Origin of the sequence: Pedobacter sp. BAL39, assembly GCF_000170795.1 — a bacterium.
In the GTDB taxonomy this organism is placed as follows: Bacteria; Bacteroidota; Bacteroidia; order Sphingobacteriales; family Sphingobacteriaceae; genus Pedobacter.
In genome coordinates this window covers 116,834-140,715 of sequence record NZ_ABCM01000001.1, presented here as the reverse complement: position 1 = coordinate 140,715, position 23,882 = coordinate 116,834, and the positions used below count along the sequence as shown (strand labels likewise).

The 23,882-nt window shown below is 47.9% G+C and carries 14 protein-coding genes; 7 read left to right on the top strand and 7 right to left on the bottom strand.

Features of this window, described 5'->3' with window-relative positions; genetic code table 11:
• Window positions 1-29: 29 nt before the first annotated feature.
• The gene (locus tag PBAL39_RS00595) at window positions 30-2,786 is read right to left on the bottom strand and encodes a substrate-binding domain-containing protein (protein ID WP_008237160.1); all 2,757 of its coding nucleotides are present in this window, start codon (window positions 2,784-2,786) and stop codon (window positions 30-32) included.
• 297 nt (window positions 2,787-3,083) lie between these two features.
• Between PBAL39_RS00595 and PBAL39_RS00590 the strand changes: the two genes are divergently transcribed.
• The 3 genes from PBAL39_RS00590 (at window position 3,084) to PBAL39_RS00580 (ending at window position 9,369) form a co-directional block, all read left to right on the top strand.
• Window positions 3,084-4,439 (top strand): sugar porter family MFS transporter, encoded by a 1,356-nt coding sequence (locus tag PBAL39_RS00590; protein ID WP_008237159.1) that lies wholly within the window; start codon window positions 3,084-3,086, stop codon window positions 4,437-4,439.
• Window positions 4,440-4,562: 123 nt separating this feature from the next.
• A complete protein-coding gene (locus tag PBAL39_RS00585; protein ID WP_008237158.1) occupies window positions 4,563-7,640 on the top strand; it encodes a TonB-dependent receptor in 3,078 nt (1,025 codons plus the stop codon).
• Window positions 7,641-7,653: 13 nt separating this feature from the next.
• Window positions 7,654-9,369 (top strand): RagB/SusD family nutrient uptake outer membrane protein, encoded by a 1,716-nt coding sequence (locus PBAL39_RS00580; protein ID WP_050784288.1) that lies wholly within the window; start codon window positions 7,654-7,656, stop codon window positions 9,367-9,369.
• A gap of 153 nt (window positions 9,370-9,522) precedes the next feature.
• On the opposite strand, the gene PBAL39_RS00575 is transcribed toward PBAL39_RS00580, so the two are convergent.
• Window positions 9,523-11,682, bottom strand: a complete 2,160-nt coding sequence (locus tag PBAL39_RS00575; RefSeq protein ID WP_008237139.1) for a GH92 family glycosyl hydrolase — start codon at window positions 11,680-11,682, stop codon at window positions 9,523-9,525.
• 183 nt (window positions 11,683-11,865) lie between these two features.
• Between PBAL39_RS00575 and PBAL39_RS00570 the strand changes: the two genes are divergently transcribed.
• Complete coding sequence (locus PBAL39_RS00570; RefSeq protein WP_198139719.1) at window positions 11,866-12,231, top strand: hypothetical protein; 366 nt, start codon at window positions 11,866-11,868, stop codon at window positions 12,229-12,231.
• A gap of 149 nt (window positions 12,232-12,380) precedes the next feature.
• Here PBAL39_RS00570 and PBAL39_RS00565 read toward each other — a convergent pair whose 3' ends face one another.
• Window positions 12,381-12,857, bottom strand: coding sequence for a DinB family protein (locus tag PBAL39_RS00565; protein WP_008237132.1), 477 nt, complete (start codon window positions 12,855-12,857; stop codon window positions 12,381-12,383).
• A 155-nt stretch (window positions 12,858-13,012) separates the two neighbouring features.
• Here PBAL39_RS00565 and PBAL39_RS00560 point away from each other — a divergent pair, with 155 nt between their 5' ends.
• The 3 genes from PBAL39_RS00560 to PBAL39_RS00550 all read left to right on the top strand — a co-directional run bounded on the left by PBAL39_RS00560 (window position 13,013) and on the right by PBAL39_RS00550 (window position 15,919).
• The gene (locus tag PBAL39_RS00560; protein WP_008237131.1) at window positions 13,013-13,291 is read left to right on the top strand and encodes a hypothetical protein; all 279 of its coding nucleotides are present in this window, start codon (window positions 13,013-13,015) and stop codon (window positions 13,289-13,291) included.
• A 40-nt stretch (window positions 13,292-13,331) separates the two neighbouring features.
• Window positions 13,332-13,574 carry a hypothetical protein gene (locus PBAL39_RS00555; RefSeq protein WP_157273835.1) on the top strand — a complete coding sequence of 81 codons (243 nt, stop codon included), beginning with the start codon at window positions 13,332-13,334 and terminating at the stop codon, window positions 13,572-13,574.
• 71 nt (window positions 13,575-13,645) lie between these two features.
• Window positions 13,646-15,919 (top strand): GH92 family glycosyl hydrolase, encoded by a 2,274-nt coding sequence (locus tag PBAL39_RS00550; protein WP_008237129.1) that lies wholly within the window; start codon window positions 13,646-13,648, stop codon window positions 15,917-15,919.
• A gap of 99 nt (window positions 15,920-16,018) precedes the next feature.
• Here the strand turns inward: PBAL39_RS00550 and PBAL39_RS00545 are convergent, their stop codons facing one another.
• The 4 genes from PBAL39_RS00545 to PBAL39_RS00530 form a co-directional block, all read right to left on the bottom strand.
• Window positions 16,019-17,929 (bottom strand): TlpA disulfide reductase family protein, encoded by a 1,911-nt coding sequence (locus PBAL39_RS00545; RefSeq protein ID WP_008237128.1) that lies wholly within the window; start codon window positions 17,927-17,929, stop codon window positions 16,019-16,021.
• Window positions 17,926-19,383 carry a RagB/SusD family nutrient uptake outer membrane protein gene (locus tag PBAL39_RS00540; protein ID WP_008237127.1) on the bottom strand — a complete coding sequence of 486 codons (1,458 nt, stop codon included), beginning with the start codon at window positions 19,381-19,383 and terminating at the stop codon, window positions 17,926-17,928. Before PBAL39_RS00540 ends, PBAL39_RS00545 begins: the two co-directional genes overlap by 4 nt.
• A gap of 18 nt (window positions 19,384-19,401) precedes the next feature.
• Window positions 19,402-22,635 (bottom strand): TonB-dependent receptor, encoded by a 3,234-nt coding sequence (locus PBAL39_RS00535; protein ID WP_232282874.1) that lies wholly within the window; start codon window positions 22,633-22,635, stop codon window positions 19,402-19,404.
• Between the two features lie 233 nt (window positions 22,636-22,868).
• Entirely contained in the window at window positions 22,869-23,870 is a 1,002-nt protein-coding gene (locus PBAL39_RS00530; protein ID WP_008237124.1) for a FecR family protein, read from the bottom strand.
• Window positions 23,871-23,882: the final 12 nt, after the last annotated feature.

Sequence of the window (23,882 nt, the reverse complement as noted above, 5' to 3'; positions counted from 1 at the left end):
AGATAGAATGATAAATGGAATTTTATTCTCTACAACTGTTTTTTAAACTCACTCGGGCTGACACCGTATTTAGTTTTAAATACTGTAGAAAAATACGTTGCTGAAGCAAAACCGACCATGTAAGTGATTTCCGAGATGTTGTACCTTTCATTCATCAGCAGGTATTTGGCCTTTTTGAGCCTTCTGCTGAGGATATATTCGGAGATGGTGCATCCCATCAGGGCCTTGATCTTGCGATAAAGCTGTACCCTGGAGAGGCCGAGCTCTTTAGCGATCTTATCTACGTTCAGGTCTTCGTTGGAAAGGTTGTTTTCAATGAAACCAGCAAAGTCGTTAACGAACTTTTTGTCAATAGACCTGGAGATCGGGATCTTACGTTCCGTTTGAAATTCACTGGAGTAGTGTTCTTTGAGGACCAACCGGTTTCGGATCAGTGTTTTTACATTTTCCATCAGGAACTCCGCATGGAAAGGTTTGGTGAGGTAGGCATCTGCCATGTTTTTGATGCCTTCTACCTGCTGCTCCAGGCTTCCCTTGGCTGTAAGCAGGATGATCGGAATGTGGGAAGTCCGGATGTCGCTTTTCAATTGATTGCAGAGTTCATTTCCGGATAACAAAGGAAGGACCACATCGGAAATGATGAGGTCAGGTACATGTTCATAAGCCTCCTGTATGCCAATCTTACCGTTATCAGCAGTAAAGACCTCATAGTCCGGGGAAAACTTGTCGACCAGGTATTGCAGCAGCTCAGGATTGTCTTCCACGATGAGTAGCGATTGCTCCTTTACATAAGAGAAGGGGCTTTTGGGAACTTCTGTTTCCGCTTTACTCAGGTCGTCCGTACTGAAGTTGACCTGGTTGAAGAGTGGGACATAAACAGAAGGACTGGATGTTTTTTCATTTTCCAGCAGGTGCTGGTCGCCCAGCGGGAGCATGATGGTGAAGGTACTGCCTTCCCATTTTTTGCTGTTCAGGAGGATATCACCTTTGTGCAGTTGCATCAGCTCTTTGGAGAGGCACAGGCCCAGACCTGAGCCCTGTGCTGCGCCACGTTCCACCTGGTAAAAGAGGTTGAAAATGTTTGTGGTTTCATCTGGTTCCATACCGATGCCATTGTCTTTGACGTGGATATAGAGCGTATTTTCCGCTTCATGTTTGTCGATCGTAATGTGGATAAAGCCATGCTCGGCAGTGAATTTCAGGGCATTGGAGATCAGGTTGAAGAACACCTTGTCCATCAGGTTCATGTCAAACCAGGCCATCAGTTCGCGTTCTTTATGGAGCAGGCGAAGGTCGATGTTTTTCTTGGCCGAGATCGGCATGAACAGCTCCAGGGAGTCTTTGATGAAGCTGATCAGGTTGTTCTCTGAGGCATTCAGCTGGAGTTTATGGTGTTCAATCTTGCGGTAATCAATCAGTTGGTTAACCAGTCGCAGGAGCCTGATGGAGTTTTTATGGATCAGTCGCAGGTTTTTTCCTGCTTTGGCCTGAAGACTTTCGTTGGCAAGTAGGTCATCCAGAGGGGAAAGGATCAGCGTAAGCGGTGTCCTGAACTCATGTGAGATGTTGGTGAAGAAATTAAGCTTGGCTTCCGTCGCTTCCTTTGCTTCCGCGGAGATGGCGATGAGCTGGTTTTTCTGATTCAGTATTTCTTCATTTTTCTGCTCCAGGCTTTTGTTGATCTTTTTGTTTTCAGTCAGCGAGTGGTAGGCCAGTCCGCCGAAGATGACGGTCAGCACCAGGGCAACCACAAGGATGTTGAAGATAAAGCGCTGGTTGTTGTACAGTTCTTCCATTTCTTCGAGCAGTGTCTGCTGGCGTTCAATGTCTTTCTGTTGCGTTTTGATCCTTTCCCACTGCATGTTCATCAACCGGACATTACTGCTGTCGATGACCAGTGAAGGCAGGATGAGTTCTTTGCTGAACGGAATTTTGTCCATGATTTTTATGGCTGTGGTAATGGCTTCTTTACCACCTGTAGGGTACAGCATACTTGCATCGATGAGCCCATTGGAAATCATCTGCAGTCCGCCGCCCGCGCCGGGGGTGGCATCGATGCCTATAAATTTAGCCTGACTGGCGATACCGAGTTTTTTGAATACCGACTGGGCGGCGAAGGCCATGTTGTCATTATGAGCAAAAACCACATCGATGTCGTTGAGCTGGTCTGAGATTTTTGACAATTGTCTTTCCGCATTCGGTTTCATCCAGTCGCCGTACACCTGGCTTTTGATTTTCAGGTTGGGGAACTTCTTTAGTCCGTCGTTGAAGCCCTTATTTCTTTCAATGGTGGGTGACGATCCCGGGAGGCCCATGACCTCCAGGATGTTTGCCGGTCCGCTGATGGTATTGCCGAGATACTGGCTGGCCATATAACCAATCTGGTAGTTGTCGGCCCCCACATAACAGGTATACAGGTTAGAAGTCGTCTTCCTGTCGATCACAATGACGGGGATACCATCACTATAGGTTTGCTCGACAATTTCGGTGAGGGGTTTCGCTTCATTCGGCGAGATGATGAGCAGGTCAATGCCCTGGTCAAGCATTTCTTTCACCTGCTTGATCTGTGTATTGCTGTTGTTGTCGGCATCCGCATAAACCAGCTTTGCCCCCGGGTGCAGGGAGAGTTCCATTTTCATTTCATCAAGCATGGTTTTTCTCCATAGATCGGAACCTACACATTGAGAGAAGCCAATAAGGTAGGCATGTTTCTCTTGTTTTTGGTTACAGCTGAAGCTGAGCAATGCAGTGATGAAAAGGAGGAGATATCTTGAAGGTAAGTTCATGACCAGCTTGAAAAAATTTGGTTAGCAGTGATAAACTTAGCTAAATCCTGTACAGGATCAAAATGCGGGAGGGCGGCCGGCATTAAATGCAGGCTGATTCATGTAACGAGGTTTAACAATAGCAGATACAATACTGAATATATCCGCTCACGATGGTGTAGTATTTTGAGTTATCTTATTGTTTTTCAGTATGTTGATTTGTTTTTGATTTTGCTTAAAATTTAATGTTTATGATACATTTTTTTAAGCCCGGAGCGGGAACTGGCGGTACTTTAGCTTCAATCAAATATAAATTCAATGGGAAAATTTTCTGTCTTCACCTGGGCAATTGTTGTGGCTCTGGGAGGTTTTTTATTCGGCTTTGACACTGCCGTAATTTCCGGTGCCGAACGCTCTATACAATTATTCTGGAACCTGGATGTCTTTCAGCATGGGCTGACCATCTCCATCGCGTTGATTGGGACAGTGATTGGATCGCTGCTCGGGTCGGGGCCTTCCGACAGGTTCGGACGTAAGAATACCTTATACTTTATTGCACTTGCTTTCCTGCTTTCTGCATTAGGAACCGCAATGGCTTCCAGCTGGCCAAGTTTCCTTGCATTCCGCTTTCTTGGCGGACTGGGGGTAGGGGTTTCCAGTGTGACTGCACCGATATACATCTCGGAAATCTCACCGGCCGACCGACGTGGGCGGCTGGTGGCGCTCTTCCAATTTAATGTAGTGCTGGGAATCCTGATTTCCTATCTTTCGAATTACCTGATCAGTCAGACCGGCGAATCCTCATGGCGCTGGATGCTGGGTGTGCAGGCTGTACCTTCAGTAATCTTCCTGGTGCTCATTTATACCATCCCCGAAAGCCCACGCTGGCTGATCCTGAAAAAGGGCGCCATCGACCAGGCGCGTAAGGTTTTACAGATCATCAATCCACTGAACGTCGAAGAGGAGCTGGCACAGATCCAGAAATCAGCCATCGTTAAAGGCAATTCAGGCGGCGGAACCCTGGAGGATGCCGCGGCAGAAAAAGCTGCAGGCCACCTTTTTTCTTCGAGATACAGGAAACCGGTGATGCTGGCGGTGCTGTTTGCTTTTTTCAACCAGGTATCCGGTATCAATGCGATCATCTATTATGCACCAAGGATTTTTGAAATGGCCGGACTGGGTGCACATTCGTCATTGCTTTCGACGGTAGGCATCGGCTCTGTCAATTTTATCTTTACGCTGCTGGCCATCAATTTCATCGACCGTGTAGGGCGGAAGGTGCTGATGAAGATCGGTACGGTAGGGCTCATCGCCTCACTGCTGCTGGTGTCTTTTGCCTTTTATACCAATAACCTGAGTGGATTTATCATTCCCCTCTGCCTGATGTTGTTCATTGCCTTTTTCGCCTTCTCGCAGGGTGCGGTGATCTGGGTGTTCATCTCAGAGATTTTTCCTAACCAGGTACGTGCACAGGGGCAGACGCTGGGCAGCTCCGTACACTGGGTGATGGCAACGCTGATTGCTTTTTCTTTCCCTTACTTCGCCGAGAAACTGGGTGGGGGGCATACCTTTTTATTTTTCGCAGCCATGATGGTGCTGCAGCTGATTTTTGTATGGCGCATGATGCCGGAAACGAAAGGGCGTTCTCTGGAACAGCTGGAGGAGGGGCTGTAATTCTACCAATTTCCCGCCTGCCAGCTCTCCATATGCGAGCGGGCAACAGGGACGATCATCTTCAACTTCTGCCTTCAGTGATGAGGGAGAAGTGAATGTAAAACCAAATATAAACTTAAACATATGAACAAAATTTTAATCTTTTGCAGCCTGCTGCTTTTCCTGTCTGTTACAGGATACGGACAGTCCAGGCCAATCTCGGGAAAGGTGACCGACCAGCAGATGTTGCCGCTGGAATCAGTGACGGTGACGGTGGTGGAGACTGGTAAGTCGACACAAACCAATAAAGAAGGCAATTATAGTATTGCCGGAATTACAGGGCAGACCTTGCGCTTTGCTTACGCTGGTGCAGCCCTGAAAAGTCTGGCTATTCCCTCTGGAAATACGCTCAATGTACAGCTGGAGACGACCACAGACCTCAGCGAAGTGGTAGTGACCGGGTATCAGCAGGAACGTAAAAAAGACCTCACCGGAGCCGTGTCGGTCGTAAGTGTGAAAGACATTAAAGATATCCCTGCAGGTAACCCGATCCGTGCGCTGCAAGGCCGTATTCCAGGCGTATTCATCACCGCTGGCGGTGCACCGGACGGCGGTGCAAGTGTACGCATCAGGGGGATTGGAACACTTGGTAATAACGATCCGCTGTATGTGATCGACGGAATCCCTACCAAAAGAGGGCTACAGGAATTGAATCAGAATGATATTGAGTCAATACAAGTATTGAAAGATGCCTCATCGGCCACGATCTACGGATCCCGTGCGGCCAATGGGGTCATCATTGTGACCACCAAAAAAGCGAAATCGGGTTACAGCAGGGTCGATTTTGATGCTTCTTCATCGCTCCAGTATTACAATACCAAGCTGAAGACACTCGACGCTGAAGGGCGTGGCCGTGCTTACTGGCAGGCCGCCGTAAACGATGGCGCGAACCCCAATCAAAATCAGATATATCAGTACGATTGGAACAATGACTTTAACAATCCCTTATTAAATCAGGTAATCATCCCTGAATATATTGATGGTGCGAAAACAATGAGGTCGGCAAATACCAATTGGTTTGATGAGATCTCGCAAACTTCCCTGCTCCAGAGTTACAACCTGAGCATTGCCAATGGCAATGAAAAAGGAAACAGCCTCTTCTCTTTGAGTTACTTTGACAACAAGGGCATCATTAAGGAAACCAGGGATAAAAAGATTACTGGCAGGATCAATTCCGCCTATCATCTGCTCAATGGCAAACTGACGATTGGCGAAAACTTGTCGGGCACCTACAAAAAAGATGTGCTGATCCCTACAGGAGACATCACCAATCTTTCCCTGATCGTATTTCCAATTGTACCGATCTATACGGTTGATGGTGGCTGGGGAGGACCGGCAGCAGGTATGGCCGACCGTCAGAACCCGATGCGGCTTATTGGGGACAACAAGCAGAATTACAACAATTTCTGGAGGGTATTTGGTAATGTGTACGCCGACCTGGAGATCATCCCAAGTCTGAAATTCAGGACCAGTTACGGGATTGATTACAACGGGAACTATGCAAGGACATTGCGCAAATCCTATACTTCAGGTTTCCTGTCTGACCCATCCAATGCTGTCAATACCAACAGCAACTATGAGGGCAACAGAATTTGGCAGAATACGCTGACCTATGCGCTGAAGAAAGAAAAACATCAGTTTGATTTCCTTGCCGGTCATGAGCAGATTGACATTATTTATCAGGGACATAGCGGCTTCCGCCAGGGGCTTGCACTTGAAAACATGGACTATGCCTACCTTGACGCAGGTTCTACGAATAAGGACAACGGCGGAAATGGAACCAGCAGTGCGCTACTGTCCTATTTTGCCAAAGCCAACTATTCTTATAATGACAGATATCTTTTCTCCGCCACCGTACGTCGCGATGGTTCCTCCAGATTTGGGAAAGAAAACCAGTTTGGGGTCTTTCCGGCCTTCTCCCTCGGATGGAGATTAAGCGAAGAGGATTTTATCAAAAAGAACGTTCCGTTTGTATCTGACCTGAAGCTGCGTTACGGCTGGGGACAGAACGGAAATCAGGAGATTGCCAACAATGCAACCTATACCCTATATTCGGCAGTCTATGGTACAAACGCCATCGGTAACTTTGATGGTGGAACAGCTTACGACATTGATGGTAAAGATACCGGTCAACTGCCCTCGGGTTTTGCATTGATCCAACAAGGGAATCCAACCCTGAAATGGGAAGCGACAACACAATCAAATTTCGGACTTGATTTTGGGCTCTTTGATCAATCGATCTCCGGATCACTGGATTACTTCGTGAAGAAAACTTCAGATATATTGATCAAACCTGCCTACCTGGCTGTCATTGGCGAGGGAGGTGACAGGTATGCAAATGGTGCCTCCATGCAGAATAAAGGACTGGAGTTGCTGTTGTCATGGACAAAAGAGGTCAGTCCGGATTTTTCCCTTACGCTAACCGGCAATGTGTCTACCTACAGGAATAAAATCACTGAGCTGCCTGAAGAAATCCTGACTTCATATGCTGGAAATGGAACGGATAAAAATATATTGGGCAGACCGATCGGCTCTTTCTTTGGTTACGTGGCTGATGGGATCTTCAACTCTGTGGACGAAGTGAATGCACATGCTGCCCAGCCGGGTAAGGCTCCCGGAAGGATCAGGTATAAAGACCTGAATAAGGATGGGGTGATCGATCCGCTGGACCGGGATTATATCGGTGGCGGTGACCCTAAATACATCTATGGACTGAATACCTCTATGCGTTACAAAAACTTTGACTTTTCGTTTTTCCTGCAGGGTGTGCAAGGGGTGGATGTAAGTAACAGTTATAAAGGATTGACCGACTTCTCCTCACTACAGCCTGGGGCAAACTGGGGAGTAAGGACGCTGGATGCCTGGACACCTTCAAATACAGGTTCCTCAATTCCGGCACTGACGCTGGTAGACCGCAACAATGAAGGGCGCTTTTCTACCTACTACCTTGAGAATGGATCTTACCTGAAGCTGCGCAACATCCAGCTGGGCTACAACCTGCAGAATGTCTTTAAAAAGGTTCAGCAGGCAAGGGTTTTTGTTCAGGCAAGTAACCTGTTTACCATCAAGGGGAAAAGTTATACCGCAACAGATCCGGAAAATCCCGGCAATGGTTACCCGATTCCAGTGATCAGCACACTGGGCTTTAGTGTTTCATTTTAATCAGACATCAGATATGAAAAGATATTTATTAATGGGCGCATTCTTCTGCATGATGACGGCCTCCTGTTCCAAAGTCTTGGATGAGAAACCGCAGGGCGTGGTTTCTTCGGAAGACCTCAACACACCCGAAAACGTCGACAAGATGGTTATTGCCGCCTATTCATCGTTAGGTAACGACTATTGGGCGGCGCCTTACAGCAACATGTGGGCTTACGGTAGCATCCGCAGTGGTGATGCCTACAAAGGTGGTGATGGCCCCGGGGATGTGGGTGATTTTAATGCTTATGAGACCTTTGCCCTGAATAGGGTAGACATTGGCAATGCGGATGTGACCTGGTTCAGGTTATACCTGGCCATTGGCCGTGCAAATGACGCGTTAGCGCGTGTAAACGCTATGAGTGATGATTTTGCACAGAAGACCACCCGTCAGGCGGAACTTCGTTTCCTTCGTGGTCACTTTTATTTTCTGTTGAAAATTCTGTTTAAATATGTGCCTTACATCGACGAGACCATTCCAAAAACGGAATATGACAAGGTTTCCAATGTGGCGCTGACGGATGCGGCGTTGTGGGATAAAATTGCCGGCGACTTCCGTTTCGCTGCCGATAACCTGCCGGCAGATCAGCCACAGAAAGGTCGCGCTGCCAAATTTGCTGCCAAGGCTTACCTGGCAAAAGTGCTGTTGTACCAGGCCTATGTACAGGATGAAAGTAATAATGTCACCAACATGGATCAGGCGAAGCTCACTGAAGTGAACACCCTTTGTGATGAGGTCATTACATCCGGGAAATATGCACTGAGTGCAGACTATGCAAACAACTTCCTCTCACAGTTTGAAAATGGGCTGGAATCGGTATTTGCCATCCAATATTCCATCAATGACGGCACGCCAAATGGACGTGCCGATAATGGCCATTCGCTGAATTATCCAATGAATGTGGAATATGGCTGCTGCGGTTTTCATACGCCAAGCCAGAATCTGGTAAATGCTTTCAAAACAGCCAACACAGGTCTGCCAATGTTTAATACATTCAATGATGTGAATACTGCTGCAGGGGATAACTTCCAGACGAACACTTTTGACCCCCGCCTGGACCACTCTGTAGCCATCCCCGGACATCCTTACAAATACAAACAAGGTTTTCTGTTCCAGGTTTCCTGGACACGTGCTCCGCAGATTTATGGTCGTTTTATGAGCCTGAAAGAAACTGTGGCGCCAGACGACCCATCATTCAAGAAATTCCCGCCATTTATGTCGAGTTCCAAGAATTGGGCGATCATCCGGTATGCTGATGTGTTGCTGTTTAAGGCGGAGGCATTAATTGAATTGGGAAGACATACGGAAGCTTTACCACTTATCAATTCATTGAGGACCCGTGCTTCGAACAGTGTTTCTCTTTTGAAACAAGCTGATGGAAGGAGCAGTTCCAATTACCTGATCTCCACTTATCAGCCTGGAGTGAATTGTACCTGGACACCGGAATTTGCAAGGGAGGCCATGCGTTATGAGCGCAGGATGGAGTTTGCGATGGAGGGGTACCGCTTTTTTGATCTGGTACGCTGGGGCATTGCTGCGGAATACCTGAATGCCTATTTTACCGTGGAAAAAAACCGGGCTTCCCATCTAAAGGACGCATTCTTTAAGAAGAACCGCGATGAGTACCTTCCGATACCTCTAAACCAAATCAACTTTAGCAAGGGTTTGTATCAGCAGAATCACGGCTGGTAATCGACAAAGCTTTTCGTTTTTTATAGACGCTCTATTGATTATTTTATTCAGCTCCCGGGATTCCCGGGAGCTGTTTTTTTGCCTGATTCTTTATACATCTGATCACTTTATCGGTGATACATCTGGTTGGTGAATAGCGATTATGTCTGATGGCTACTGACTGCTGAGTTCGATCCTGCCGCCGTTTTTGAAAAGATCATGAGGTACGAAATAGCCGTCATTCTTTTTGCCATCGACTTTGATACCGGTTAGTTTACGTCCTTTTCCTGGTTTTTTAATGGTGATGTACTTGCCATTGCTGGTTCTCCATTTCACCTCTTCAAATAGCGGAAGGCTGACGATATATTCGGGATCCGTTGCAGAGAAAGGATAGAGGCCGAGGGCACTGAAAACGTACCAGGACGACATCTCTCCGGCATCGTCCATCCCGCAAAGCGCCAGGCCTTCGTCGCCGATACCATATAATGTATTCAATATCGTATCCAGGATTTTCTGCGATTTCTCAGGTTTGTTGATGAAGTAATAGGAGAATGGCGCTTCATGGTCTGGCTGATTGCCGTGGCAGTATTGGCCGATCATGGTTTCCACATTCCTGGCGATGTAGTTGGGGTTCCAGGGCAGGGTAAACAGGGAGTCCAGTTTGGATTCAAAGCCTTTTGCTCCACCATAGAGTTCTACCAGCCCCGGCATGTCATGAGGTGCGAAGAAGGATACCTGCCATGCGTTGGCCTCGCGGTACATGTATTCATAGTAAGGGAACTCCGGGTTGAAAGGTTTGATCCAGTCGCCATTGGCCAATTTTCCTCTCATAAACCTGGTGGAAGGATCGAACATGTTTTTATAATTTTTGGATCGCGCCATGAGGATCCGGTAGTTGGCGGTGTCTCCAAGTTTTTTTGCAATTTGAGCAAGGGAGTAGTCGTCATATGAATATTCCAGTGTTTTTGACACGCCGGCGCTGGCGACCGTTTCTACCTTCGGATTCGGGACATCTGCATCAGAGATGAAACCTTTCTCAATATACTCTGCGATGTGAGGACGTGCGCCACCAGAAACATTGGCGTTTTTCAGGAGGATCTGGTAGGTGCCTTTGATGTCAAACTGATCGATCCCACGCAGGTAAGCACCGGCAATGGACGACTGACCATGGTCGCCATGGAAAAAGGTAGGAATGAAACCCGTTTTGTCGCCAACGTCTTTCATGGATTTAATGACGTCCAGTGTGACCTGCGGCGAGATGAGCCCAAGGAGCACATCTTTATTACGGTAGGTATCCCACAACGAGGGCTCCGTGTAATAATTGAAATCTGCCTTTACCACCTGGTGTTTGGCATCCGTATACTCGCCGTTCACATCGCTGCGCAGGGCGGGCCATAGGAAGGATCGGTACAGGCAGGAGTAGAACATTTGCATTTGTTTCTGACTGCCACCTTTCACCTGTATGGACGAAAGGAGTGTTTCCCACTGTTGGTTACCCTCTTTTCGGATCTGGTCAAAGGATTTGTTGCCGATTTCCTTTTCCAGGTTCTGACGTGCATTTTCAACGCTGACAAAAGAAATACCTATTTTCAGTGCAACAGGATTTTTACTTCCATTGGCGAGGTGAACAATGGCATGACCACTACGTTTTCCCACTTCGCTGATGTCCAGCTTCTCAATTTTATCGTTGAGGGTGGCATAGAAGTATATTTTTTCACCTGTTTGCTGGTATCCCTGAATGGCAGAGTTGCCCACCTGTTCAATGTTCCAGTTTGAAATCCTGTTGTTTGCTTTGGCAAGGTCGAACAGGATCCTGCGGTTTTCATGGTTTTTGTATTCATATTGATGGAATCCGCAGCGCAGGGTGGAGGTAAGGCTGACGTTTACATTGTAGTCGTCGAGGTAAACCTGGTAAAATGCCGGTGCCGCGCTTTCCTTCTGATGTGAAAATTTAGATCCGAACTTGTTGCCGCTGACACTGCCGGAAATTGGTAATATTGGCAGGTTGCATAAATTCCAGTGTCCTTTATTGGTATGCGTGAAACCATAGATGGTATCATCTTCATACTCATATCCTGCCCCTGATCCGTATTCTGTGATCGGGCTCAGTTGCACCATGGCATTGGGTAAGGAGCTGCCGGGAAAGGTGAGTCCGGCCCATGACCGCCAGCCTTCAGGGAGTTCATAACCCAGGATCTTTGGGTCGGTAAGCGGTGCGGTGCCAATAAAGGTATTGACGTACTTTGTGTAAGTTGTGGTCTGGCTTTTAACTGCTGTGGAGGAGAGCAGGCTCGCCGTCAGCAGGTAAAAAAGGGTTCTTTTGTAGGTTCTCATTCTCGTTAATTCGATTTAGTGTGAACTCAAATATATAAAAAAATATCCCTGCAGTTGTTGACTGCAAGGAATGACGTTGAGGTTTAAGTTAAAGCGGATATCTGTCTTTTTGTTGTTCTATTTCAAATACTTATGGTTACTTTAAGGTTTTTGAAGCTTATGGTTCGCGTTAGACGTTTAGTATTGCTTTTTAGTTTGTTGTTGCCTGTGGCTGCTTATAGTCAGAAGGCTTATGAGACCATTCCTTATGCTGCGCGGTTTAATGGTCAGCAAATCAAGCTGACTTTTGCAGACGGATATATTGGTGCATCAGAAGTAATGGTTACGAAGGCTGGTAGGAAAAAGAAAGATTTGTTTATTGCCGATCAGGGGTTTGTCGGAAAAGACCGGCAGTTGAAATTCAGTGCTTACAAAACTTCTTCAGCGGCCGCTGGAGATACGTTTGTATTGACTGACATAGAAGAGTTTTATGATGAGCTGCCAAAAGTAATCCGCTGCTGCTATAAAAAGGGAGGAAAACGCTATTCCATCAGGTTTATCAAACAATAAGTCAGCGGTACAGCTGACTTAATATTTATTGCAGTAGAGTGGACCAGGATTGATTTTTGTTTATGGGTATCGCTACAGTTGATGTCGCCAGACATTTGAGCGCTGCAATTCCGGAGCTCAGGGAAAACATAGATCGCCTATCATTTCAACTACCTTTCAGATGAAGACCTCAACAGGTTCTTCAGGATAACCATTTGTCCGAGGTGATAGTGGATGTGCTCTACACTGCCCTGAAGATTTTTGTAAGCCGTTGAATAACCTGGAAGGATAGGATTTTGCAGTTTAGCTCCATCAAAGTTGCGGATGGCATCGGCGAGCTCCCGGGCAGAAGAGATGTTGTCGTCCTTCATCTGCTCCCAGCTTGTTTCATTCTGTGGTGCCGGGACATCAAAGCCATTGGTGTCCGGAATAGTCACTTTGATTCCGGCGATGCGCTGAACCATGATCCTGTTCCAGTAGGTGAGGTGCTGCAGTAAGGCGGCAATGGTATTGACGGAGGCGGCGGTTACTGTAGTGGCTTCGACCAGAGTGACGTCCTGAAGTACGGAACTAACGTCGGTTCCTGTCCAGTTGTTGCCTTCGTGAACATCTGTGATGTGCTGGGCGATGAGTGCTGTAATTTCCATAAGACATTAACAGCCATGGTCGTTACAAAGTTTCATTTAAGTCCTTAAAATAGTGTCGGTTCTCTCGAATGTGAACTGAACAGACTGAACACAATAATTTTTAAACTAATTTATTATTATAGCTGTTTATTTAATTGAACTATTAATTTTATGTTATGAGCGTAGCACATCAGACAACAGATCACCAGCAGATTAAAGACTGGACAGTGGAACGTGGCGGTGTTCCTGCAAAAGTAAAAGACGCAAGCCAGGCAGGTGGCGCCCTATTGAGAATTCATTTCCCAAAACATAGTGAGCATAAGAATGAGCTGGAGGAAATTGACTGGGATGATTTCTTTACAGAATTTGAGAAGGATGAACTGGAGTTTCTTTACCAGAATAAAAAAGGCGACGGTGCGCAAAGCACTTTTCATAAATTCGTAGAGCGCCGATAATTTTTTGCCGTCAATTTCGCGAATTGCATTAAATTGCAACGTGAAATTAAAGTCTCTCCTATTTGTCATCATTTTCTTTCTTGGGGTCACAGCACGTGGCCAGATGGAGCTGCGGTCTGAAGGTAATTTTTTGTCTGCAATTCAGATGCTCAAAGTCATTGTTACGACGGATGACCTTACAGTTTTCGCATTGGCAGCGGATGGTAAAGTGTATTACAAGCGACAGCAGGAGTCAGACTTCATGCTGAAATCGCTGAGCGGTTCGCTGACGCTGATCAGGTAATCTGCGATGTTGAAACGATTTAGTGTATATTTTTTTATCTTAGTCGCTTCACACAGAATTTGAAATCAATTATGAAAAAGCTTTTTTTTCTAGCCGTTCTCCCTTCGATTTTAACGTACAATGCCTTTAGTCAGGGAACTCCCCCAAAGGCGAAGAAACAAACCGGTTTAACCCAATACGTAGACCCCCTTATCGGTTCTGGTTTCCACGGACACGTGTTTGTGGGGGCCAATGTGCCGTTTGGTGCGGTGCAGTTGGGGCCAGAGAACATCTCTGAAGGCTGGGACTGGTGTTCGGGATACCATATTTCGGACAATACCATCATTGGATTCCCTCACACTCACCTGAGTGGCACGGGGATAGGTGACCTCGGTGATGTAAGTTTTATGCCGACTACAGGGCCTGTTAAGGTAAATAAAGGAACAGCAGAAAATCCTGAAAGCGGTTTTCTTTCCACATTTGACAGGAGCACTGAGGTTGCCAAACCAGGCTATTATAAAGTAAGCCTGCAACGCTATGACATTGATGTAGAGCTCACCACCAGTAGACGTGTGGGAATGCACAAGTATACCTTTCCGGCATCCAACCAGTCGAACATCATCATCGACCTTCAGGAGGGCATCGGATGGGATGCGCCTGTAGAAACTTACATTGAGAAAGTCGACAAAAATACCATTACCGGATATCGTTTTTCCAAAGGCTGGGCGGTAGATCAGCGGATTTACTTTAAGGCTATATTTTCCAAAGACATCAGGGACTTTGCGGTTTATGACAGCACCGCACTGAAGCCGGGTACCAGTCTGAAGGCCACCAGGGTAAAAGGCGTGCTGAGCTTTGCCACGAAAAAAGGGGAAGTAGTTTATGCTAAAGTGGGCATATCGCCGGTGAGCATTGCCAATGCTGCGCTGAACATCAAAACAGAAGTCCCGGGATGGGATTTTGAGCAGGTAGTGAAAGCCGCTGATGCCTCATGGAACAAGGAACTGGGAAAGATCACGATCAAGGCAGATTCATTGAGCCAGATGAAAAAATTCTATACCGCAATGTACCATACCATGATTGCGCCGTCGACCTTTGACGATGTAAATGGTGAATATTGGGGAACGGATAAAAAAGTACATCAGAATGAAGGTTTTAACAATGTGACCACCTTTTCTCTGTGGGATACCTACAGGGCGAACAACCCATTGTCGACCATCATCCACCCGGAACATACCAACGACATGATCAGCTCCATGCTGGCCATTTATAAACAACAGGGAAGTTTGCCGGTATGGCACCTGATGGCGAATGAAACCAACTGTATGGTGGGTTACAGTGCCGTGCCCGTGATTGCCGATGCCATCCTGAAAGGATACAAAGGGTTTGATGTGGATTTGGCTTATGAGGCGATGAAAACCACGGCCATGCAGGATGTCAGGGGAACGAAATTTGTGAAGTCGCTGGGATACATTCCTGCCGACAGCACCGCTGAGTCGGTGTCTATGGGACTGGAATATGCAATTGCCGACTGGAGCCTGGCGCAGGTAGCAAAGAAAATGGGTAAGTCTGATGACTATGCTTATTTCAGCAAAAGGGGCCAATATTACAGGAATTACTACGATAAGAAAGCTGGTTTTATGCGCGGCCGCTTGTCTGAAAACACCTGGAGGACGCCTTACACACCTTTCATCTCGATCCATGAACATGGCGATTTTACAGAAGGAAATGCCTGGCAATATACCTTCCTTGTGCCTCAGGACGTAGAAGGACTGGCAGAGATGCTGGGTGGTGAGCAGGCCTTTAACAACAAGCTGGATTCCTTGTTCATTGCAAAAGGCGACATGGGTGATAAGGCTTCAAACGACATCTCCGGGTTGATCGGACAATATGCGCATGGCAATGAGCCGAGTCACCATGTGACCTATATGTATGCATACACCGGGCAGCCCTGGAAAACTGCGGAGAAAGTCAGGTTTATCCTCGATGACTTCTATACCGACAAACCGGACGGCATCATCGGGAATGAAGATGTAGGTCAGATGTCAGCATGGTACGTGTTGTCTGCTGTGGGTTTCTACCCTGTAAACCCTGCAAACGGACAGTATGTATTTGGTAGCCCTGTAGTGAACGAGGCCACGCTGAAAGTTGCGGGCAATAAAAGCTTTCATATCGTTGTGAAAAATAATGGGCCTCAGAACAAATACATCAATGGCATGACGCTGAATGGGGTGACGCACAATAAAACGTACATCTCCCACCAGAACATTACCAAGGGTGGAACCCTTGTAATTACGATGGGCAGTAAACCCGGAACAGTATGGGGTGTAGGTGCCGAGAATAAGGCGGTGTCTGTGATAAAATAGTTTTTTAGCGACCTGAAAAACAAAAAACCCCGCTGCAGCTACGCTGCAGCGGGGTTTTTTGTTGTATTGTCTTTGAGGTGAGCTTTTCCACAGGCGAATCTATTGCTCCAGCAGCACCTCGATCTGAGCGGAGAGTTTATGCTCCATTTCAGCACCTTCAAAGCCGATGGTACGGAACTGCATGAGTCCCTGACCGTCAATCACGGCGATGGTGGGGATGATGTTGAAGCCGATCTTTTCGCCGATATTTGGGTCATTGTTAAAATATAGGGGGAAGGTATATTTTGTGTTTTTTGCTGCCCAGCCCTGAGCGTCCTTGATGGTGTTGCGTGCGCCGCTGTTGACGACCATGAACATCACCTTCGGGTTGCTTTTATACTGGTCATAGACTTTTTGCAGGTACGGCATTTCTTCCATGCAGGGGATACACCAAGTAGCCCAGAAGTCAATGATGACAATTTTTCCTTGCATCATCTCTTTGCTGACGGGCTTTCCATGAAGATCGGTGAAGGCGTTGAGCACCAATCCTTGTTTGTTCATGAGCTGTTTTTTCAGCGCAGCTTTCAACTGATTTTTCCGGAGTGTTTCCAGCCCTTTAATTTTGGTGTTGAACTCCTCTTCGGAAGGATTAAACTTCAGGAAGCTAACCTTTGCTGTTTGAATCGCAACGGTATCTGATGGGTCGCGGAGCAGCAATTGCCATAATGTCTCGTAAGATTGTTTTGGGTTTTCCGTTTGTGCATAAACGGAAGCGGCATTCATCAGGCCTGCCTTGCTGTAACCTGCTGCAGTCGCATCTGCAGCGTATTTTAGTGCATTTGCCTTATCTTTTTTGTAAAGGTAGTTGAGTGCGATGAGTGACAGTAGCTCTGATTTGGCTTCGGCGATGGTTGCCGTCCTTACGCTGTCCGGAACATAAGAAGGGATATGTCCGAATTCAGGGAAGTAACGGATGATCCCTACCGGCCAGCGGTCCGTCATGCCAAGTGCGGTATTGGCATAAGCGATGGCGCTGTCGGGCGCCAGCTTGTTGGCGGTAAGAAGGGAGGCGATCTCCAGGATGTTTTTCGGTGTCTGGGGGCCATCTTCCTGCAATCTTTTTCTGGCATGGAGCAGTGCTTTTGTGGCGTTGCCCTCAGCAGCATAATATTGAAAGAGGAGGTCGTGGATGGCTGTAGAGCCTTCTTCTCCCGCTTCATCACCAGCTTTGAGCAGAGCCTCCAGCGGAGTGATGCGGGCGGCGGTATCAGGAAGTTTAAGGATTGCCGAGGTCCGGTAATCTTTGGCGAGGTCGGAATTTGGAAAACGCTGCAGCACCACCTTGCGGATGGAATCGAGCCTGGAGTTTTCGCCGATCATCAGAAAGCCCATGGTGACTTTATTCAGGTTGCTGACCACAGATGGATTTTCTTCAAAGCGAGCGTGAATGATCTGCAGCGCCTCATTGCGGTATTTTGTTTTTTCCTGAGGGGTTTTCGCAATGCCCATCAGGATGGCCTTCTCACGCAGACGGGCTTCATAGTTGTCCGGAAAGGCAATGAGCTCTTTGTGGATGAGCCCGAGTTGTCGCTGGGGAAGATCGGCAGCTTTACCCAATTGTGAGGGCAGGCTGTAGGACTCATGAAGATAACTGTCTTTTACACGTTTATTGCCATCATACACAGCAAAGGAATAATGCTGATGGGCGGCAGGCTGGTCTATGTTATTACCGCTGTTAATGGTAAATGAGGCAAAAGTAGCATAACGTTGCAGGATGAAGGAGGCTACCCAGTTGTTGCCTTTTTTTTGCATCTGCAGCTGCGTTGGCAGCTCGTAAAAACGTGAAAAACTAAAGTTGACATACGGCTGCGGGGCATCACTGTTGATTTTCGCCCCCTCTGCATCTGGATGATAGGTGATGGTGAGGAGCTGTCCGCGTTGTGGATGCGAAGGCTGTATGTCGACGACCTGTGCTTGCAACTGCTGGAAAGCAGTTGCAAGGCAGATCAGGAGGAGATATCTTTTGATCATGGTGTTGTAATTTGACTGTAACCTTCATTTTGAACCAGCTTGCCATTGGTCCTCATGGCATCCGCCGGAATGGGCATCAGGATGGCGGTAGACTTCCATGCGGCCTTCAGTGGCTGCAGGATGTCATCAGCACGGGTTTTGCCATTGTCGCCAGTCACGCTTTTCCACCGTTTAAGGTCATACCAGCGATGGCCCCATTCAGTAAACAGCTCTACGCGCCGTTCCTGCTCTACGGTAAGCATTCCTGCGGCGACATTCGCCGGTACCGGCAGTGCTGCCGCTGTAGGGTTTGCTCTTTTGTGAATTACATCGAGGTCTTCCATTCCGAGGGCAAGTTTATTCTGCTGGATCCTGGCTTCCCCACGGATCAGGTAGGCTTCGGCAAAGCGCAACACCATGGAATACTCCGTAACGCCTGCCGGATTTGTCCTTACCTTGTACTTGTAGGGATAGGTATGGGTCAGCGGAGGTGTTGCCGTGGTGGTATAAACACCTGTCCAGTTGGCTTTGCGCAGGTCGCCCGGCTCGAAGGCCTCAACGAGGCCACCCGTCCCTTTGGTAAGCCGGTAGTAGGCCACAGGTGCGGTGATGCTCGCCGGTGTCATGGTGAAGCCTTCCCAGGTGTTCCTGCTTCCGCCGGTATTGACCGCTTGCAGCTGCCAGATGGCTTCGCGGCTGTTGGCCAGGAAGGTTTTGTTCATGTCATTTCCCTGTAGCAGCTCGTAGTTGCTATTGCTGATGACTTCGCTGGCCTCGATTTCTGCCTGTGCGTAGTTTCCTGTGTAGAGGTAGGTACGGGCAAGCAGCAGTGTCGCTGCACCTTTGGTCGGTCGTGTTCTTCCACTCTCCGGATAGTTGACGCTCAGGAGCGACTTCGCCTCCGTAAGGTCTGCAATGATTGCCTGATAAACCTGCTCCTTTGGTGTTCTTGGTAGATTGGTGTTGGTCTGTACATCTGTATTCAGGATCAGCGGTACGTCGCCAAAGGTGTTGACGAGGTAGAAATAAAGAAAGGCGCGCAGGAATTTTGCTTCACCGAGCAGTTGGTTTTTTACGGCAGGGCTAAGGGTCGTCGAGGCGGTAACTCCTTCAATGACGGCCGTCGCACGGTAGTTGTATTGGTAGGGTTCTGCCCATAGCGCGTTGACAAACCTGTTTGAGGGTAGCACACGGTTGTTTTTGAACTCTTCCCATTCCGCAGTGGAGCTGAGGGCATACGTGAATTCGTCGGCGTTCATGCCGCCCATAAACATGGTGACGATGTTGGCATACTGGTAGTTAAATCCGTTCATGTCTGAATAGATGCCGACCATGGCTGCGGTAGCCGTTTTATCGTTGATAAAGACCGTCCCGGAGGCCAGTTCTGTCCTTGGGTCATCCACTTCGACGAATTTTTTGCATGCGCTGGTGCAGGTGATCAGACCCGCTATAATGATGTATGTAAATGCTTTCATGATGTTAAATTTCAGGGGTTAGAATGAAAATTGCAGGCCGGCGGTGTAGGTCGTAAGTTGTGGTAGTGCTGTACCCTTGGTCTCTGGGTCGAAGCCTTTATACCCGGTGATGGTAAAGAGGTTCTGCCCCTGGACGAATACTGTCAGGTTGCTGATTTTCAGGTTTTTTGTTGCTGCTCCTAAATTGTATCGTAATGAAAGGTTTTTTAAACGTATGAAAGAAGCATCACCCCAGTTGGCCGTCGACAGTCGCCATTGGCTATAGGCGGCATACGCATCGGAGCCCGCATCGGCGGTTGCTCCCGGGATGCTGGCTGTTTGTCCAGGTGTGGTCCATCGCTCCAGCGCACTTACATCTTTATTTCCGAAGAAGCCGTAGGGCGTCGACTGGTAGCCATAGTTGAGCAAGGGACCTTCCTGTTTCACAAACTGAAGGAAGAAGTCGAGGCTCCAGTTTTTATAGCTGAAGCTGTTTTGCATACCCCCATAAAATTTGGGCGTCACTGTGCCTAGGATGATTTGGTCATTTTCTTCATCTATGCTGCCATCATTGTTCTGATCGGCGAAGGTAGCATAGCCATTCTCTGGATCCACCCCAGTAGAGACGTAACCCAGGGTAACGTTAATTGGCTGTCCGATGAAGTATGTTCTGGCGTAGGAAGAGTTTTCCAGTCCGGGATACTTCAATAATTTATTCCTGGCAATGGTCAGGTTGAAGGAGGTGTTCCATTTAAAGCGCTCAGTATTGATGTTGCTCGTGGTCAGCTCCAGCTCAAAACCTTTATTTTCAAGTTCTGCCGGAAGGTTGGCGATGTAGGACTCAAAGCCCGACTGTGAGGACAACACATAGTTGACCAGCATGTTGCCCGATTTGTTGCGGTAATAACTGGCATTCAGGAGGATCCTGTCTTTGAAAAAGCCCAGTTCTGCGGCCACTTCAAACTTACGGTTCACTTCCCACTGGTAGTTCTGATTCGGGAACCTGCTTGGGTATAGTGTTCCAGACCCCGCATAAGGGAAACTGGTAGGCGACCAGCTGTCGTAATAATTGTAGTCGCCGATCTGGTCATTACCCACAGTCCCATAACTGGCCCTGAACTTTCCGAAGCTGAGGACGCTGGGATGATCTTTCAGGAAGGATTCATTGCTGAAGATCCAGGCGGCACCAAGGGCACCAAAGTTCCCGAATTTCTTTCCTGGACCGAACCGTGAGGATCCATCACGCCTGAAGGTACCATTCAGGATGTATTTTTCATCCCAGTTGTAGGTTGCACGACCAAAAACAGAGGTGTATTTGTAGTCGGTATAGTTATAACTCCTCGATTCCAGTGTGACTGCAGCATGAGGATTGTTCAGTTGCTCATCACTCGCAAAATCGATTCCTGTAGTGGCCGCACCTTCGGTGATGGCGGATTGCAAGGTAGCTCCCGCAAGCAGGCTTAAGGTACCCTTTCCGATTTTGCGGCTATAGTCCAGCTGCGGTTCCACGATGTAGTTGTTCCTTTCATTGTTCCCATAGAGGCCGCTGCTGGTGGTGTAGGTATTCGGATTGAAGGAGCGTTCCGGCAAAGTCTGGGTCTGGTTCATGGAGATGCGGTTGTATCCAAGGCTCAGCTGGGCATTCAGGCCCTCCAGGATGTTGTACTTGGCCAGCACATTTCCCGTCAGGTTTTTGTTTGAGGATTCATAACCACGTTCAAACAGCGCCATGGGGTTTTGCGAGTTGCCGAACCAATAGAAACTTCCGTCAGGTGCATAGACCGGGAAGTTTGGCGGTAGGTTGAAGTATTGCGATAAGTCGCTGATGAAAGATTTGTTCAGATCAGATACATATTTTACAGATGCATTGATGTTGAACTTACGGTCTACCGACTGGTGGTTGACATTCAGGTTGATGGCACCACGTTTATAATCCTGCGTGCCAGGTGTTACTGTGCCATCCGTACGGTAAGTACCGCTGAAGAGGAAGTTGGTTTGTTCAGATCCACCGGATAAAGACAGCTGTGCTTCAGTCATCGCTGCGGTGCCGCCCATCAGTTTATCCTGCCAGTTGTTGTCCAGCTGCTGGTCCCATTCCAGGAGGTCCGGTGCCGATTCCAGTGTTGGTGTAACCCCGTCGTTTGCATAAGCCTCTCGACGCAGGGCGAGGTATTGTTCGGTGTTGAGCATGTTGACCTTATGGCTGACAAAAGAGGCGCCGCTATATACTTTACCGTCAACGCTGGTTTTTCCGCTTTTTCCTTTTTTTGTAGTGATGAGGATAACTCCGTTGGCACCCCGTGATCCATAAATTGCCGTCGCATCAGCATCCTTCAGCACGTCAATGCGTTCGATATCAGCAGGATTGATGCTGTTCAATGGGCTCGTATTGCCGTTTGCGCCCGTAAACTGGTTCAATGGAGTGGAAATGAAGGGCACACCATCAACAATGTACAACGGGTCTTGTCCGCCAAGGATGGAGTTGATCCCACGCAGGTGAACACTGTAGGCCGCGCCGGGATATCCGGAGGTACCGGTAACATCCAAACCGGCCACGCGACCCTGCAGTGCAGCAATGGGATCGGAGATGGTCTGGCTGGAGATGTCTTTTGAGGTAATGGAAGATACTGCCCCTGTGTTGTTTCTTTTGGTGGTGGTGCCGTAACCGATGACTACAACGGCATCGAGCGTACCTACATCAGGCTTGAGGCTGATGTTGATGTTTTGTTTCGATGCAGCTTTATATTCCTGTGTTTCATAACCCACATAGCTGAACAGCAGGTATACGGTGTTATCGGCGACAGAGATAGAAAAGCGTCCCTCCCCGTCGGTGGTTACCCCATTGTTTTGTCCTTTGACTTTCACGGATACGCCTGGCATGGGCAGGTTTTTCTCATCCCGGACTACACCGGTTATGGTTTCCTGGAGTACTGCCTGTTGTGTTGCCGTGGAAGGCGTCTCAAAGAGTATGATGCTGTTGTTGAGTTGTTTGTAGCTGATGCCAGTTCCTTTGAGCAGCTCATCAAGGGTTTCTTTTACAGACCTTTGGCGGCCGTTTATTTTGAGGTTTCTGAAGGCAGAGATCAGCTCATTGCGGTAGGCAAACCTAAAGTCGGTCTGTTGTTCAATCTGGCTGAAAGCATTGCGTAGTGTCCCATTGTTGACGCTGACAGATACATTCACTTCGCTCAGCGTCTGTGCAACACCCGAAGCGGCCATGAGGCTGCTGGCCGCGAAAATAATGAACATTAACATGATCGCGTTTACTTTCATAAAAAATCTTAGTTTTTTGATAAACGGAGAATAAAATACCGGCACGCACCGGCTTGCATAGCGCGTAAAAATGTAATACATTGCGTAGGGTTTAGGTTTGAATCAAAGAAAAATTTAAGACCCATTGGCGAGCTCCGGCTGCAACCGGAGTTCGCTTTTTTTATGGTCTTTCATGGATCAGTAGGGCGGAGAGGCTTTATTTTTCATCTGGTTGTTTTGGTTTAGGTGGTGGATTAACATCCCGGTCCGTTGATGGTGATCAGGTTGTCTTTTAATTGGAGTTCAGCTCCTGTAATTGCGGCGATCACATGGATCACCTGCTGGATGTCGTTGCGGTTTAAGAAAGCAGCGGTAAAGCGACAGGATTTTACCTGCTCATTTTCAAACTTCACTTTCAGGTGGTATCGTGTTTCGATGAGGACGGCAGCTTCAGCGAGACTGATGTCGTCCATGATCAGGTCTTCATTTTTCCAGTTGACGACCGCTGTGGCATCTACATGTTCAACAGGCAGCTGCTTTGCTGCCGGCCGCCAGGAAATCTGCTGGTCGGGCAGCAGGATGGCGAGCATCCGTGGACCTTCTTCTACCTTTACCTTTCCACGGGTTACGGTAACCGTAACAGCGGTGTCGGCACGGTATGCGCGAATGTTGAATGTCGTTCCCAGTACGGTGGTCCTGATTTTTCCGGTATGGATGATAAAAGGTTTTGTAGCATCATGACTGATGTCAAAATAGGCCTCACCCTCAAGTGTGACCTCCCTGGTACCGCCATTGAAGGACTCCGGGAAGTCCAGTTTACTGTTGCTGTTCAGGTGCACTGAGCTGCCATCGGGCAGTTTGATCCATTTATGTTCCTGCGGTTTTTGTGTTGCAAGCTGGGCTGTGGTGGTGCGTACTTTCGTCGCCGGAAGCGGGTGACGGGAAGAGATCAGCCAGTAGCTGACGCCAGCTATCAGCATGATGCTGGCAGCAATACTTAATTTTCTCCATAAGCGGACGGGAGCCGCCGGTTTAAGGTGGATGTCCTGCTGAATGCGGAGAAAGATCTTTTCTTCATCCACAAAGAGGTCCTTAGGACTGGCCTGCTCAAAGTCGGGCATGGCGGCAATCGCTGCAGCTTCCCATTCCTCCTGGTAAATACCTTTTTCAATCAGATTTTTCACCTCTTCGATCTGCGCTTTGCTGCACCTGTTGAGGATAAAATCTACAAATAATTGTTTGACGGACTGTTCCAAAATTTGCCTTGT

Coding starts and splice junctions, on each gene's coding strand:
- PBAL39_RS00595 (WP_008237160.1), bottom strand. CDS start 2,786: ATGAACTTACCTTCAAGATATCTCCTCCTTTTCATCACTGCATTGCTC.
- PBAL39_RS00590 (WP_008237159.1), top strand. CDS start 3,084: ATGGGAAAATTTTCTGTCTTCACCTGGGCAATTGTTGTGGCTCTGGGA.
- PBAL39_RS00585 (WP_008237158.1), top strand. CDS start 4,563: ATGAACAAAATTTTAATCTTTTGCAGCCTGCTGCTTTTCCTGTCTGTT.
- PBAL39_RS00580 (WP_050784288.1), top strand. CDS start 7,654: ATGAAAAGATATTTATTAATGGGCGCATTCTTCTGCATGATGACGGCC.
- PBAL39_RS00575 (WP_008237139.1), bottom strand. CDS start 11,682: ATGAGAACCTACAAAAGAACCCTTTTTTACCTGCTGACGGCGAGCCTG.
- PBAL39_RS00565 (WP_008237132.1), bottom strand. CDS start 12,857: ATGGAAATTACAGCACTCATCGCCCAGCACATCACAGATGTTCACGAA.
- PBAL39_RS00560 (WP_008237131.1), top strand. CDS start 13,013: ATGAGCGTAGCACATCAGACAACAGATCACCAGCAGATTAAAGACTGG.
- PBAL39_RS00550 (WP_008237129.1), top strand. CDS start 13,646: ATGAAAAAGCTTTTTTTTCTAGCCGTTCTCCCTTCGATTTTAACGTAC.
- PBAL39_RS00545 (WP_008237128.1), bottom strand. CDS start 17,929: ATGATCAAAAGATATCTCCTCCTGATCTGCCTTGCAACTGCTTTCCAG.
- PBAL39_RS00540 (WP_008237127.1), bottom strand. CDS start 19,383: ATGAAAGCATTTACATACATCATTATAGCGGGTCTGATCACCTGCACC.
- PBAL39_RS00535 (WP_232282874.1), bottom strand. CDS start 22,635: ATGAAAGTAAACGCGATCATGTTAATGTTCATTATTTTCGCGGCCAGC.